Here is a 14,067-nt window from a genome sequence, read left to right on the forward strand (position 1 = left end):
GGCAAGCGATCATAGAAAAGCATCATTCAGTTTCAAGACCTCCAAAGGGTTCCATTGGATTTTTCTGATTCAGCTGCATTTGATTAGAAGAATTCCAAATGGACAGGTGTTTATAAATAAGTTAGAATTGTACAAAGATCATACGAAAGTAACATAGAGATTACGGAGGTGCCAATATGAGTGAACAAACGGTCTATTCCATCCCCCTCCTTCCGTTAAGAGGATTATTGGTTTATCCTACAATGGTTTTGCATTTGGATGTTGGCCGCGAGCGTTCGATTGAAGCGCTGGAGCGTGCCTTGATGGATAATCATTTGATTTTTTTAACGACCCAAAAAGATATGAACATAGATAATCCCTCTGAAGAGGACTTATATAGGATAGGAACGTTGACAAAAGTCAAGCAAATGTTAAAGCTTCCGAACGGAACGATCCGCGTGCTTGTGGAAGGTCTTCGACGGGGCAGAATTAAAGAGTTTTATCATGAAGAAAAGTATTTTCACGTCGTCGTTGAAACCTTTGAAGAAGAAAAAATGAAAGATATCGAAACACAAGCTTTGATGCGAACGCTGCTGGATACTTTTGAACAGTACATAAAGATGTCGAAAAAAATTACCGCTGAAACGTTCACGACCGTTTCGGACATTGAAGAACCGGGAAGGCTTGCTGATATAATCGCTTCCCATTTGCCGATTAAAATCCATCAAAAACAAGAAATATTGGAAACAGTGGCGATCAAGGAACGGCTGCAAAAATTAATCGACATTCTCCATAACGAAAAAGAAATATTAAATCTTGAGAAAAAAATCGGACAGCGCGTAAAGCAATCTATGGAACGCACCCAAAAAGAATATTATTTGCGGGAACAAATGAAAGCTATTCAAAAAGAGTTGGGCGACAAAGAAGGGAAAACCGGAGAAGTCGAAGAGCTTACGAAACGAATTGAAGATGCCGGAATGCCTGAACATGTAAAAGAAACAGCCATGAAAGAACTCGGCCGCTATGAAAGCATTCCGACCAGTTCGGCGGAAAGCGCAGTGATCAGAAATTATCTAGAATGGCTGATTACGATTCCTTGGTCCAAAGCAACCAAAGATGACTTAAACATAAAAAAGGCCGAACGTATATTAAACAGGGATCATTACGGCTTAGAAAAAGTAAAAGAACGGGTTTTAGAATACTTAGCTGTCCGAAAACTGACGCGATCCGTTAAGGGGCCGATATTATGCCTTGTAGGACCGCCGGGTGTAGGAAAAACAAGTCTCGCTCGTTCCATCGCAGAGTCGCTTAATCGTAAATTTGTCCGCGTCTCCTTAGGCGGTGTACGGGATGAATCTGAAATTCGCGGGCATCGCCGAACTTATGTGGGGGCCATGCCGGGACGAATTATAAGAGGGATGCAAAAAGCGGGGACAATCAATCCGGTATTTCTGCTGGATGAAATTGACAAGATGTCGAGCGATTTTCGCGGCGATCCATCCGCGGCCATGCTCGAAGTACTCGATCCGGAACAAAATCATGCATTCAGCGATCATTTTATTGAAGAACCATATGATTTGTCGAACGTCATGTTTATTGCGACAGCGAATGATTTATCAACGATTCCAGGACCATTGAGAGACCGTATGGAAATTATCAGCATTCCTGGTTATACGGAATTGGAAAAGATTCATATTGCAAAAGACCATCTTCTTCCTAAACAATTGAAAGAAAACGGATTGAAGAAGGGACAGCTGCAAATTCGAAACGATGCCATTCAAGACATCGTTCGCTATTATACAAGAGAAGCGGGTGTTCGCGGACTTGAACGTCAGTTGGCGGCCATATGCCGGAAAACGGCAAAAATGATTGTAGCCGGAGAGAAAAGGCGTGTGATCGTGACAGAAAATAATCTGGAAGAATTTTTAGGGAAAAAGATATTCCGTTATGGATCAGCGGAAAAAGTGGATCAGATTGGCGTAGCCAACGGACTAGCCTACACCCCTGTTGGTGGCGATACACTGCAAATCGAGGTTTCTTTGGCGCCGGGAAAAGGAAAGCTAGTTTTAACAGGAAAACTAGGAGATGTGATGAAAGAGTCGGCCCAAGCTGCTTTTAGCTATGTCCGCTCCAATGCGAAAGAACTGGGCATTGAAGAAGATTTCCATGAAAAATATGATATTCACATACACGTACCGGAAGGCGCCGTTCCAAAAGACGGACCTTCGGCAGGAATTACGATGGCAACTGCTCTTGTTTCTGCATTGACGAATCGCCCCGTTCATAAAGAAGTGGGAATGACGGGAGAAATAACGCTTCGTGGCAGAGTACTCCCGATTGGCGGACTGAAAGAAAAATCGTTGGGAGCTCATAGAGCGGGATTAAAAACGATTATCGTTCCTCAAGAAAACGAAAAAGATTTGGATGATATTCCGACAAGCATTCGGAAAGATTTGCATTTTGTGCTTGTTTCTCAAATGGATGAAGTGCTAAAAACGGCGTTGGCGGGTGATAACCAATGAACGTTCATGAAGCCGAATTAGTGATCAGTGCTGTCAAGCCCGAACAATATCCGAAAGAGGATCTTCCGGAATTTGCGCTTGCGGGTCGTTCAAATGTGGGGAAATCCTCTTTTATTAACAAAATGGTCAATCGCAAAAGTTTAGCCAGAACATCATCCAATCCGGGAAAAACACAAACGCTTAATTTTTATCGAATCGAAAACAAGCTTTATTTTGTGGATGTTCCGGGCTACGGATATGCAAGGGTTTCCAAAAAAGAGAGAGAAGCATGGGGGCAAATGATTGAAACTTATTTGACGACGAGAAAACAATTGAAATTGGTGTTGCTTTTAGTGGATTTGCGCCACCCACCGACAAATGATGATGTCATGATGTACGATTTTTTAAAATACTATGATATCCCATGCATGGTCATTGCCACAAAGGCGGACAAAATTCCAAGAGGAAAATGGCAGAAACATGTGAAGCAGGTCAAACAGACATTGAAATTCGATCCGGCTGATGAAATCATCATTTTTTCTTCGGAGACCGGAGAAGGAAAAGATAAGACTTGGAATCTTCTTGAAGCCTATTTGCGTTAATTCGGAGTCGTTATGAGCGGCGTCTTGCGATTTTAGCATTGCTACTGTTTCTGTTTAAAGGTTTCAAAATGTCAATAAGGAGGCATGCATTGCCTCCTTATTTTCGTTTTACAAATAATAAGTAAGCTCCTACTAGAATGAGCAGTATTGGCCAAAAATGCCATAAATCTTCTTGCCCGCTCCTCAGCAATCCAAGCCAAGCAATGACATTTTGATAAAAGAGCGACAACAGGGCAAGAATGAAAAATAACATACTGTATAGGAAGCCCTCTTTTGTTTTTTGAGATTGAAGAAAGAAACCGATGGCGATGATCAAAACAAAAATTCCGATCTGATCAGGCCAATTTGGAAACTGACGAACAAGATGAAAATGGATGCCAAAACCTGTCAAAATAACGCCAGGCAGAATAAACTGATAGTCTTGTCCGCCATAAGCTTGAAAAAGAAAAGCCAATCCAACAATTAAGAGAATGGTCGGCCAAGTAAAAAAGCCATCAAATAATAGGATATTGGATTTTTGCAGATAAAAATAAGCTCCAAATCCCATTAAAATGATCCCTGGGAAAAAACGCTGTTGTTTCATTCGTAAATCCATTCCTTTCGAAAAGGTCAATGATTTGATTCTTTCGGGATAGTTTGGTATTGTAAACTTGGAATTAAAAATAAATATAATATGATAATTATTATAAAAATGGATGTCATTCCATTTAGCCATTTTAAGGGTAAAACTAATATCTATGTTACCATATGTTCATAATTTTTTGATTCAGTAATTTTTGAACATGGTATAATAAAAATAGTATTGATTTTTGGGGGTGTCACTGTCGGCCATGCATATCATAGTAGCAGGACTTCACTATAAAACGGCCCCAGTCGAAATAAGAGAACGGCTTACTTTTGACGCAAATGATCTGGATGAAGCGCTTCGCACGCTGAAAAACAAAAAAAGCATTCTGGAAAGCGTCATTCTTTCTACTTGCAACCGGACGGAGATTTATGCGGTCGTAGATCAAATTCATACTGGACGCTATTATATAAAGGAATTCCTTTCCGAATGGTTTCATATCGAAATGGATGAATTCGCGCCGTTTCTCTTTGTTTATGAAGAAGCGGACGCGGTTGAACATCTTTTTAAAGTAACGTGCGGTTTAGATTCTATGATTGTCGGGGAAACGCAGATTCTCGGACAGGTACGCGATAGTTTTCTGCAAGCGCAGCGTTCTGAAGCGACTGGAACGATTTTTAATCAATTATTTAAACAAGCGGTTACATTGGCTAAAAAAGCTCATTCTAAAACAGAAATTGGAGCGAATGCCGTTTCCGTCAGTTATGCCGCCGTGGAACTGGCGAAAAAAATATTTGGAAACTTAAACGGCAAACATGTATTAATTCTCGGTGCGGGAAAGATGGGGGAATTGGCCCTTAAAAATCTGCAAGGAAGCGGAGCAACGAAAGTAACGGTCATCAACCGTACGTTCGAAAAAGCTGCCTCGTTAGCGGAGCGATTTTCGGGGACGGCGAAAGAACTGCGGGAATTGCAATGTGCTCTTTTAGAAGCGGATATCCTCATCAGTTCAACCGGATCAAATGACTTTGTTATTTCGAAGGATATGATGTCCGGAGTCGTTAATTTGAGAAAAGGACGGCCTCTCTTCATGGTCGATATAGCGGTTCCGCGGGATATCGATCCGGAAATTCATGAGCTTGAAAATGTCTTTTTGTATGATATTGATGATTTGGAAGGCATTGTAGAAGCGAATATGGCAGAGCGGAAAAAAGCAGCTGAAAAAATCATGATCATGATAGAAGAAGAAATTTCGGAATTTCATGAGTGGCTGAATATGCTTGGTGTGGTGCCTGTTATTGCGGCGCTTCGGAAAAAGGCGCTTGCCATACAAGCAGAAACGATGAAAAGCTTGGATAGAAAGCTACCCGATTTGACCGACCGTGAACGGAAGATTATTAATAAACATACAAAAAGCATTATTAACCAGTTGTTAAAAGATCCAATCCTGCAAGCGAAAGAATTGGCAGGACAAAAGGGCGCTAAAGAGAAATTGGAGTTTTTTACAAAAATCTTTAATATTGAGGAACAAGTGATAGCAGAAAATCAGCAGAAAGCGGAAGACGTAAAAACAGGGGCCATCGTGGCTTCTTCTTATCAAGTGTAAGGGGTTCATTTATGGCTTTTGTACACGGTATGACAAGATTGCATGAACTGATGATTCTACTGTATGCGGTCAGTATTTTGCTCTACTTCATTGATTTTCTTCATCGAAATCGGAAGGCGAATTCGTTCGCCTTCTGGACTTTAGCGATTGTTTGGGTGCTTCAAACAATTTTTTTGTTTCTTTATATGTTCAAGACAGGAAGGTTTCCGGTCCTGACCATTTTTGAAGGGCTTTATTTTTATGCATGGGTGTTGATCACATTTTCATTATTGATCAATCGGTTTTTACGAATGGATTTTTTGGTGTTTTTTACCAATATACTTGGATTTGCCATTATGGCGATTCATACATTTGCGCCTATGCAAATGCAATCGGACGCTATGGCAGAAAGATTAGTCTCTGAGCTTTTGCTGATTCATATTATAATGGCGCTGCTTTCTTACGGGGCTTTTTCGCTGTCCTTTATTTTTTCGTTGTTATATTTGCTGGAGTATCGGCTTTTGAAAGAAAAAAAGTGGAGTCAGTGGTTGTGGCGGATTGGCGATTTGACGAAGCTTGAGCAGCTGTCCTATATATTAAATGCAATTGGCGTGCCAATGCTTCTATTGTCGTTGATTTTAGGGCTGCAATGGAAATTCACAAAACTCCCTAATGTGGAATGGTATGATCCAAAAATTATCAGTTCTTTTATTTTATTGATTGTTTACAGCATGTTCCTTTACTTTAAAGTTCGGAAAAACAAGCAGGGAAAAGCGCTCGCTTTATTCAATACAGCTGCGTTTCTCATTGTACTTATCAACTTCTTTTTAGTCAGCCGCTTATCGGCATTTCATTTTTGGTATATGTGATTGAAGGAGGCCGTTATGAGAAAAATTATCGTAGGGTCGCGTAGAAGCAAATTGGCGCTGACACAAACCAAATGGGTCATTCAACAATTAAAAAGGCTAAATCCTTCCTATGAATTCGAAATAAAAGAGATCGTGACAAAAGGCGATAAGATTCTTGACGTTACCTTATCCAAAGTGGGCGGGAAAGGATTGTTTGTCAAAGAGATCGAGCAGGCCATGCTGAACAAAGAAATTGACATGGCCGTACATAGCATGAAAGATATGCCTGCATATTTGCCGGAAGGGCTTACGATCGGCTGTATTCCTGAACGGGAAGATCACCGTGATGTCTTGATTTCTAAAGACGGGCTCACGCTGGACCAATTGCCGGCTGGGGCGAAAATTGGGACAAGCAGTTTGCGGCGCGGAGCTCAAATCTTGGCGCACAGACCGGATGTGAAAATTCAATGGATCCGCGGAAATATTGACACACGTCTGAAAAAACTGGAAACCGACGACTATGATGCGATTGTTTTGGCCGCTGCCGGCTTGTCGCGCATGGGCTGGACAAAAGATGTCGTGACACAATTTTTAGATCCGGATATTTGCCTCCCGGCTGTTGGACAAGGGGCGCTAGCCGTTGAATGCCGGAAAGACGATGAAGAGCTTTTGTCCCTTCTCCAAGGATTAAACAGCATAGATACCGCACAATCAGTCGCTGCTGAACGAGCTTTTCTTCAAAAAATGGACGGCGGATGCCAAGTGCCGATTGCCGGCTACGCTCATGTAAAAGGAGAAGAAGTAGTATTGACTGCACTTGTTGCCTCACCAGATGGGAAAACCGTTTACAAAGAAATGGCGGTAGGAGGAAATCCCGAACAAGTGGGGGAAGAAGTCGCTCGTCGCATGATTCGAATGGGAGCCAAACAGCTGATTGATCAGCTTGCTAGGGAGTGAGCTTTATGGGAGGGAGTCTTCCATTAGCCGGAAAGCAAATTTTGATTACCCGCGGCCAAAAGCAAGCAACTGGTTTTGCTGCCGAAATTGAACAGCTTGGCGGTACTCCCCATGTTGTACCGTTAATCGCGTTTCAACCTGTTCACGATCAAAGGGAAGAAGAATTTTTGCAAAGGCTCGAGATGTTTGACTGGGTGATTTTCACAAGCAAAAACGGTGTGGATTTCTTTTTTCAAATTCTGTCGGAAAGAGACGTTAACCCGCAAAAAAGCCTATTAGCCAAATTTGCCGTGGTAGGGGCAAAAACAGAACAAGCTTTAAATAAACATGGCTTTCATGCGGATTTTGTTCCCGACCGGTATACGGCAGATGAGTTTGTCCGCTGCATTCAAAACGGACGTTTTCGTGCGGAACGCGCGCTCATACCAAAAGGAAATTTATCCAAAGAATCTATCGCAAGAGCGTTGCGGTCAACTGGTGCGTCTGCGGAAGAATGGATAGTCTATGAAACGATTTTCCCAAAAGAATCGGAAGAGAAGCTCGTTTCATTGTTGAATCACGATATTTTGGATGTTGCATGTTTTACAAGTCCATCGACCGTTCGCCATTTTATGAGAGTAGTAGAAGAGCATCAATTAAAACGACACTTAACACGGATTTTGTTTGCCAGCATTGGTCCGGTCACCAGTAAAGAGCTTAGGCAATACCGTCTTCCTGTGCATATTTGTCCAGGTGAGTATACGATGGATGCCTTGCTGGCAGAAATTTGCGCTTTTTACCAAAAGGAGGAAACATAATATGGAACTGCAATTTAAACGTCATCGCCGTCTTCGTCAATCGTCGAATATGCGTGCTTTAGTGCGTGAAAATTTCGTTCGAAAAGAAGACTTAATTTATCCAATCTTTGCGGTTGAAGGAGTCAATATAAAAAACGAAGTGAAATCGATGCCGGGTGTTTACCAATATTCCATCGATCGTCTAAAAGAAGAAATGGATGAAATTGTGGAATTAGGGATTAAATCGGTGATCGTTTTTGGTGTACCGAAAGAAAAAGACGAAGTGGGATCAGGGGCCTACCATGACCATGGCATCGTTCAGGAAGCGATTCGCTATATTAAAAGCCATTACCCGGACATCGTCGTAGTGGCGGACACTTGTTTATGCGAATACACAAGCCACGGCCATTGCGGCGTTGTAGAAGGCAGTCAAATATTAAATGATCCGTCTCTTGATTTATTGGCCAAAACAGCCATAAGCCAAGCAAAAGCAGGGGCGGACATTATCGCTCCTTCCAATATGATGGATGGATTTGTGGCGGCTATCCGCAAAGGTCTGGATGAATCAGGATTTGAATATGTGCCGATTATGTCTTATGCGGTGAAATATTCCTCCAGTTTCTACGGACCTTTTCGCGATGCTGCCGATTCTACTCCGCAGTTTGGCGACCGCAAAACTTATCAAATGGATCCGGCCAATCGTCGTGAAGCGCTTCGGGAAGCGGAGTCAGATATTGAAGAAGGCGCAGACTTTTTAATTGTAAAGCCTGCGATGTCTTATTTGGATATTGTTAGAGACGTCCGTAACAGCTTTAATGTGCCGATTGTCGCTTATAATGTCAGCGGTGAGTATTCGATGGTCAAAGCGGCCGCACAAAACGGATGGATCGATGAAAAAGCCATTGTAATGGAAAAATTAACGAGCATGAAACGTGCAGGTGCCGATCTCATCATTACTTATTTTGCAAAAGATGTCTGCCGTTACCTTCAAGAAGATTCTGTTTTGTAATTAAGAAAATGGGGGATAAACATGCGTTCTTACGAAAAGTCCAAACAAGCTTATAAAGATGCCGTTAAACTCATGCCCGGTGGAGTCAACAGTCCGGTCCGTGCTTTTAGATCGGTTAATATGGATCCGATCTTCATGGAGCGGGGAAAAGGCTCCAAAATCTATGACATTGATGGAAATGAATATATTGATTATGTTCTTTCTTGGGGTCCGCTTATTTTAGGACATGCAAACGATCAAGTGATTGAAGCCATTAAGAAAACGGCCGAAAATGGAACGAGCTTTGGTGCGCCTACGATTATGGAAAATAAATTGGCAGAACTCGTTCAAGAACGAGTTCCATCTATAGAGATCGTTCGGATGGTGTCTTCCGGTACGGAAGCCACGATGAGCGCGCTGCGGCTGGCAAGGGGATATACGGGACGAAATAAAATTGTAAAATTTGAAGGATCGTACCATGGACACGGCGATTCTTTGCTGATCAAAGCGGGTTCAGGAGTGGCTACTCTCGGGCTTCCTGACAGTCCGGGAGTGCCTAAAGGAATAGCTGAAAATACGATTGCTGTCCCGTATAACGATCTGGAAGCTGTTAAGCAAGCTTTTGAAAAATACGGTGAAGACATCGCTTGCGTGATCGTGGAACCGGTGGCAGGGAACATGGGCGTTGTTCCGCCGGTTCCAGGATTTTTGGAAGGGCTGCGGAAAGTGACGAAGGAATACGGATCGCTTTTGATTTTTGATGAAGTGATGACAGGTTTCCGGGTCGATTACCATTGTGCTCAAGGATATTTCGGAATAACACCGGATCTCACTTGTTTAGGAAAAGTCATTGGAGGCGGACTGCCTGTTGGCGCTTTCGGTGGACGAGCGGACATCATGGAGAAAGTAGCACCGAGCGGCCCGATTTACCAAGCCGGAACACTTTCCGGAAATCCTCTTGCGATGACAGCAGGATATGAAACCCTTCGTCAGCTTACTCCTGATCTTTACAAAGAATTTGTCCGTAAAGCAGACCGGCTGGAAGAAGGCATTCACGCAGCGGCTGAAAAATACGAAATCCCGCATACTATCAATCGTGCCGGTTCGATGATTGGTTTGTTCTTTACGAACGAAAAGGTGATCAACTATGAAACAGCGAGAACATCTGATTTAGAGCTGTTCGCCAGCTACTATCGGGAAATGGCCAATGAAGGGATCTTTCTGCCTCCTTCTCAATTTGAAGGAATTTTCCTATCGGCTGCCCATACGGACGAAGACATTGAAAAAACGATTGCTGCTGCTGAAAAAGCGTTCAAAAAGATTAGAGGATAAAGCGCTTGAGCAGAGAGAGCGACAATCAAGCTTTGCTAAATGAACCGCAAAATGGTTCAAATGCTCGTTAAAGGATGCAAGTTAAGATTGTTTCAAATAAAAATTATTATGGGGTGGCCTAAAAGCCCCCTTTTAAAAACAAGAAAACCCGACGAGATGATATCATTCTGATATTATCCCTCTTGTGTAGACAGTTGGAAAAAAACCTATACTGTTTGCATAGGAGGGATTTATTTTGGCTAAAAAGGGATAAAAATTCATAAATTATTCAGTTGAGTTCAAACTATTCGCTGTAAATAAGTATTTGGAAGGTGAAATGGCATACACAGCTATTGCTAAGGAACTTGGTTTATTCGATCACTCCTATATACGTCGTTGGGTGAAAAATTATAGGGAATTTGGTGTAGAGGGTCTTAAAGAACGTCGTGGAATATCACGATCACCTCTGAAAGGCAGACCCAGAACCAAACCTATTTCCGTAGAAGAAGAAAATAGAATCTTAAAAATGGAGAATGAATTTCTAAAAAAGTTACGAGCTTTTCAAAGGAGGTTTGGGGCAGTTTATTTCCTTCTTTGATAAAGAATCAATTATTACGCAAATAAACATATTCCAGAAAACTTGAGCATAGATTGAAAATAAAGCGAATCTTGAGAGCAGCGGGTCTTTGTTTTAGGGCTGATGAAAAATCGGCTACTGGATGGAAAACTTCGATGACGTACTTGAGCAGAATCAAAGGATACCGGATTTTTGCTGATAGTAAGTTCTTTTATAAAACAGTTTGAACTTGGAAAGGAGGAATCCGTTTGGTACAGAATGATCAATCAAGTTTGCGCTTTTCTTTGGAAGAAACGCTTTGGTTTCGAAAGGGACAGGAAGTAGAGGAATTGATATCCATTTCTTTGGATCCCGAGATTGTAGTTGAAGAACAAGAACATTTCGTTGTCATTCGAGGGCAGTTAAGGCTGTCGGGTGAATATCTTTCCGTAGAAGAAGCAATCGAAGAGGAAGATCAGTTAACCAATGGGAAGTATGTTCAAGAAGTGAGGGTGGACGACGAAGGAGGGATGGAGTTTTTCCACGGCTTCCCCATTGATATATCGATTCCAAAAAGCAGGGTGCATTCATTGGAAGATATTGAAGTAAGCATTGAAACGTTCGATTATGAAATACCGGAAAAATCTTGCTTAAAGCTGACAGTGGATTTAACGATTGACGGTACAGCCGCAAGACAGACGGATAACGAGACGTTCTCATTGGAAGAAGAAATAGAAGAAGTGGAGGTGTTTCCTCGAGAACGGCATCAAGAAATATTAGAAGAGGAAAAGAACGAACAGGAAAGAATTTACCCGCTTTTTTCGGAACAAGATGCAGAACTAGAGGAAGAAGAAGGAACGTTTTATGCTGAAGCAAAAAGAAAGGAAAAAACAGAAAACTTTCCAGAGGAGGAAGAAGAAGCTTCTATAGGAGAAAGGTTTTCGGAAGAGGAAGAATGGAAAGAACTGAAAAATCAATCAGGAGAGGCGCCACGTAAAGAGCAAGCTGATCGAAAGGAAGGGTATTTCGAAAAAGAACCAGCATTTTTTGATTCGGAAGAAGAAAACATATTCATTGAAAATGCAGCCGAACACAAAGGTGAAACGTCTCATCAAAGTGAAGCGGAGGAAAACGAATCGACGGAAGAAGAGGATTCGAAAGAACAAGAAGAGGAAAAGCCTAAACAAAAGATTTTCAAAAAGAAAAAGCATTATGAATCCATATCGCTCAAAGAATTTTTTGCCAGGAAGGATGAAGAGAAGCCTGCAAAATTAAAAGTTTGCATTGTCCAAAATGGTGAAACGATTGACCAAATTGCGGAGCGGTATGAAGTAAGCGTTCAACAAATTATAAAGGAAAATCAGTTAGAAACGACACAAAGTGTCTCCGGTGGTCAAGTTCTGTATATTCCGGAATCCAAAACGGCAAAACATTAGACGTCGAGCAGGTTCATTCCTGCTCGCTTCTTTTAAAGCAGGTGAAGGTATGGAGGATATGCAAGCGATACTTCAAAACTATGGATTATCTCTGACCTTCTATGAGCTTTTTGGGAAAGTGGCGAAGGTCCATACCGATAAAGGAGTGTTCGCCGTCAAAAGAATTCCAGCAAACGAGGGGATGGAATTTATCCGCTCGCTTCAACTTCTGTTTCAAAAAGGCTATCATCGCCTCGTTCCGGTTTATCCGACATTGGATGGACGCTACGGGGTTCTTCATGGCCATCATCTTTATTATTTAATGCCCTGGCTAACCGGCAATGAAAAGGAAGGGAGAAGCCAACGCCATCAGCAAATGTTCCGTGAGCTCGCAAGACTCCACACTTTGTCCACACGGGAAATACCGGTGGATCAGGAGGAAAGAAAGCAGCACTTTGATAGAATGAAAGCAGAGTGGGAGAAACAGGAAGAATTTTTAGAACAATGGATCACAAGCTGTGAACAAGAAATTTATATGTCGCCTTTTCAACTGTTATCCAGTTTGTACTATATTCAAATTTTGCAAGCTCTTCAATTCTCAAAAGAAAAGTTGGAAGAGTGGTATGAAGCGTCAAAAGAAAATAAAACGGTGCGTACGGTGATCATACACGGAAAACTGTCGCCGGAACATTTTCTTTATAATGAAGACGGACTAGGTTATTTCTCCAACTTTGAACGTTCACAAACGGCCCTTCCGATTCGGGATCTTCTTCCGTTCTTATCCCGGACCCTAAAAACATATCCAACAAAGCACGACGAATGTTTGGAATGGATTATGACTTATTTTGCCTATTTTCCGTTGAAAGAAGATGAAATGTCGTTATTTCTTAGTTATTTATCTTATCCCGGACAAATTTTATCGACTCTGGAAAAGTATTCGGAAACCGATGTGAATAAGGATGAAAAACAGTTTGTCCGCACTCTTCAACATGACTATTGGCAGCTTCGAAATGTAGAATATATCGTCATGCGGATATTGGAGAATGAACAAGCAAAAAAAGAAAAACAGGGAGGCAATTCTTCATAAAAAATGTAAAGTGGCATGAAACGGTGAGCTTTGCTGCGGTTGTTTGGAAGGAACTTTTTTCGTTTTGTTTCATGTGAGGATGGAAGTCTTTAACAACGGCTCCCCGCTTTTCGTTGGAATGGGCATAGCAGCCTTCTTTTAGAAATGAAGACTCTAAATCCATTCCCAATATAAGGCAATGGCAAGAAGGACAAATATTGAGAGTAAAATAACATCAAAAGTGGTCGGCAAAAAAATCGTCCGAATCGCTTGGAAAATGGTAAAGGGAATGATTAATTGCCGAGCAACTGCTCTTACGACTTGGAGCCATGGCGGCAAGAGGAGAGGATTATACTTTTTTCGCATACTGGACACCTTCCTGAGTAGTGTACTATATCCTATGTCAATCGGGATAATTGGTGAGGAAACAAAAAAAGCCGGCTTAAAGTTCAACACTCTTTCTACGAGCACTTATGATTCTTGTTAGAACCGATATGCTCCCTGTTGCAGAAAGATTGAACTTTTATGCCAGCTTTTTGTTTTATTTGGTTATAGACTGTTCTGAATTCGTCCCCCAATGTTTTTCCGTACTTACTACAGGATGAGTGGAGAAGCGATCAAATTCTTTTTCTGTTTTGGATATGACAACCGTTGCAACTGCATTTCCAATGATATTTGTAATGGCGCGCGCTTCTGACATAAATCGATCGACGCCGATTAACAATGCGATTCCTTCAACGGGTATCATCGGAAAAGCTGAAAGCGTCGCTGCGAGCGTAATAAAGCCTGAACCGGTCACACCAGCCGCTCCTTTTGAGGTCAACATCAAAAGAGCAAGCAGCATAATTTGATGTCCGACGGTTAAATGAACCCCGTAAGCCTGGGCAATAAACATCGCAGCCATCGATAGATATATAA

At 41.9% G+C, this 14,067-nt stretch carries 13 protein-coding genes and 1 pseudogene; 11 read left to right on the top strand and 3 right to left on the bottom strand.

Annotation, left to right across the window (positions count from 1 at the left end):
* Positions 1-176: 176 nt before the first annotated feature.
* Positions 177-2,501, top strand: a complete 2,325-nt coding sequence (lon, locus tag N1I86_RS12940; protein WP_003355549.1) for an endopeptidase La — start codon at positions 177-179, stop codon at positions 2,499-2,501.
* Positions 2,498-3,082, top strand: coding sequence for a ribosome biogenesis GTP-binding protein YihA/YsxC (yihA, locus tag N1I86_RS12945; protein WP_003355547.1), 585 nt, complete (start codon positions 2,498-2,500; stop codon positions 3,080-3,082). Before lon ends, yihA begins: the two co-directional genes overlap by 4 nt.
* 97 nt (positions 3,083-3,179) lie before the next feature.
* On the opposite strand, the gene N1I86_RS12950 is transcribed toward yihA, so the two are convergent.
* Positions 3,180-3,665, bottom strand: coding sequence for a LiaI-LiaF-like domain-containing protein (locus tag N1I86_RS12950; protein ID WP_003355546.1), 486 nt, complete (start codon positions 3,663-3,665; stop codon positions 3,180-3,182).
* 247 nt (positions 3,666-3,912) lie between these two features.
* Here N1I86_RS12950 and hemA point away from each other — a divergent pair, with 247 nt between their 5' ends.
* The 9 genes from hemA to ysxE all read left to right on the top strand — a co-directional run bounded on the left by hemA (position 3,913) and on the right by ysxE (position 13,170).
* Entirely contained in the window at positions 3,913-5,253 is a 1,341-nt protein-coding gene (gene hemA, locus N1I86_RS12955) for a glutamyl-tRNA reductase (RefSeq protein ID WP_048623781.1), read from the top strand.
* A gap of 11 nt (positions 5,254-5,264) precedes the next feature.
* Positions 5,265-6,101 carry a cytochrome c biogenesis protein CcsA gene (gene ccsA, locus N1I86_RS12960; protein ID WP_003355544.1) on the top strand — a complete coding sequence of 279 codons (837 nt, stop codon included), beginning with the start codon at positions 5,265-5,267 and terminating at the stop codon, positions 6,099-6,101.
* Positions 6,102-6,116: 15 nt separating this feature from the next.
* Positions 6,117-7,037, top strand: a complete 921-nt coding sequence (hemC, locus tag N1I86_RS12965; protein WP_270583088.1) for a hydroxymethylbilane synthase — start codon at positions 6,117-6,119, stop codon at positions 7,035-7,037.
* Positions 7,038-7,042: 5 nt separating this feature from the next.
* Entirely contained in the window at positions 7,043-7,834 is a 792-nt protein-coding gene (locus N1I86_RS12970) for a uroporphyrinogen-III synthase (protein ID WP_341096635.1), read from the top strand.
* Position 7,835: 1 nt separating this feature from the next.
* Positions 7,836-8,822: a porphobilinogen synthase gene (hemB, locus tag N1I86_RS12975; RefSeq protein ID WP_003355541.1), complete on the top strand. Its 987-nt coding sequence runs from the start codon at positions 7,836-7,838 to the stop codon at positions 8,820-8,822.
* A gap of 21 nt (positions 8,823-8,843) precedes the next feature.
* Positions 8,844-10,133 carry a glutamate-1-semialdehyde 2,1-aminomutase gene (gene hemL, locus N1I86_RS12980; RefSeq protein WP_341096637.1) on the top strand — a complete coding sequence of 430 codons (1,290 nt, stop codon included), beginning with the start codon at positions 8,844-8,846 and terminating at the stop codon, positions 10,131-10,133.
* Between the two features lie 259 nt (positions 10,134-10,392).
* Positions 10,393-10,710, top strand: a complete 318-nt coding sequence (locus N1I86_RS12985; protein WP_341097356.1) for a helix-turn-helix domain-containing protein — start codon at positions 10,393-10,395, stop codon at positions 10,708-10,710.
* A 227-nt stretch (positions 10,711-10,937) separates the two neighbouring features.
* A complete protein-coding gene (spoVID, locus tag N1I86_RS12990; RefSeq protein ID WP_341030044.1) occupies positions 10,938-12,104 on the top strand; it encodes a stage VI sporulation protein D in 1,167 nt (388 codons plus the stop codon).
* A 49-nt stretch (positions 12,105-12,153) separates the two neighbouring features.
* Positions 12,154-13,170, top strand: coding sequence for a spore coat protein YsxE (ysxE, locus tag N1I86_RS12995; protein WP_341096639.1), 1,017 nt, complete (start codon positions 12,154-12,156; stop codon positions 13,168-13,170).
* A 153-nt stretch (positions 13,171-13,323) separates the two neighbouring features.
* Here the strand turns inward: ysxE and N1I86_RS13000 are convergent, their stop codons facing one another.
* Both N1I86_RS13000 and N1I86_RS13005 read right to left on the bottom strand, forming a co-directional pair.
* Positions 13,324-13,515, bottom strand: a complete 192-nt coding sequence (locus N1I86_RS13000; protein ID WP_040341825.1) for a hypothetical protein — start codon at positions 13,513-13,515, stop codon at positions 13,324-13,326.
* Positions 13,516-13,690: 175 nt separating this feature from the next.
* Positions 13,691-14,065: pseudogene (locus tag N1I86_RS13005) on the bottom strand (cation:dicarboxylate symporter family transporter); the annotation flags it as partial.
* Positions 14,066-14,067 lie beyond the last annotated feature (2 nt).

It is taken from the genome of Bacillus sp. FSL W8-0116 (genome assembly GCF_038003825.1).
Classification (GTDB): domain Bacteria; phylum Bacillota; class Bacilli; order Bacillales; family DSM-4216; genus Bacillus_O; species Bacillus_O smithii.

Bases quoted from the DNA above. Each gene is read 5' to 3' on its own strand.
- lon (WP_003355549.1), top strand. From the start codon at position 177: ATGAGTGAACAAACGGTCTATTCCATCCCCCTCCTTCCGTTAAGAGGA.
- yihA (WP_003355547.1), top strand. From the start codon at position 2,498: ATGAACGTTCATGAAGCCGAATTAGTGATCAGTGCTGTCAAGCCCGAA.
- N1I86_RS12950 (WP_003355546.1), bottom strand. From the start codon at position 3,665: ATGAAACAACAGCGTTTTTTCCCAGGGATCATTTTAATGGGATTTGGA.
- hemA (WP_048623781.1), top strand. From the start codon at position 3,913: ATGCATATCATAGTAGCAGGACTTCACTATAAAACGGCCCCAGTCGAA.
- ccsA (WP_003355544.1), top strand. From the start codon at position 5,265: ATGGCTTTTGTACACGGTATGACAAGATTGCATGAACTGATGATTCTA.
- hemC (WP_270583088.1), top strand. From the start codon at position 6,117: ATGAGAAAAATTATCGTAGGGTCGCGTAGAAGCAAATTGGCGCTGACA.
- N1I86_RS12970 (WP_341096635.1), top strand. From the start codon at position 7,043: ATGGGAGGGAGTCTTCCATTAGCCGGAAAGCAAATTTTGATTACCCGC.
- hemB (WP_003355541.1), top strand. From the start codon at position 7,836: ATGGAACTGCAATTTAAACGTCATCGCCGTCTTCGTCAATCGTCGAAT.
- hemL (WP_341096637.1), top strand. From the start codon at position 8,844: ATGCGTTCTTACGAAAAGTCCAAACAAGCTTATAAAGATGCCGTTAAA.
- ysxE (WP_341096639.1), top strand. From the start codon at position 12,154: ATGGAGGATATGCAAGCGATACTTCAAAACTATGGATTATCTCTGACC.
- N1I86_RS13000 (WP_040341825.1), bottom strand. From the start codon at position 13,515: ATGCGAAAAAAGTATAATCCTCTCCTCTTGCCGCCATGGCTCCAAGTC.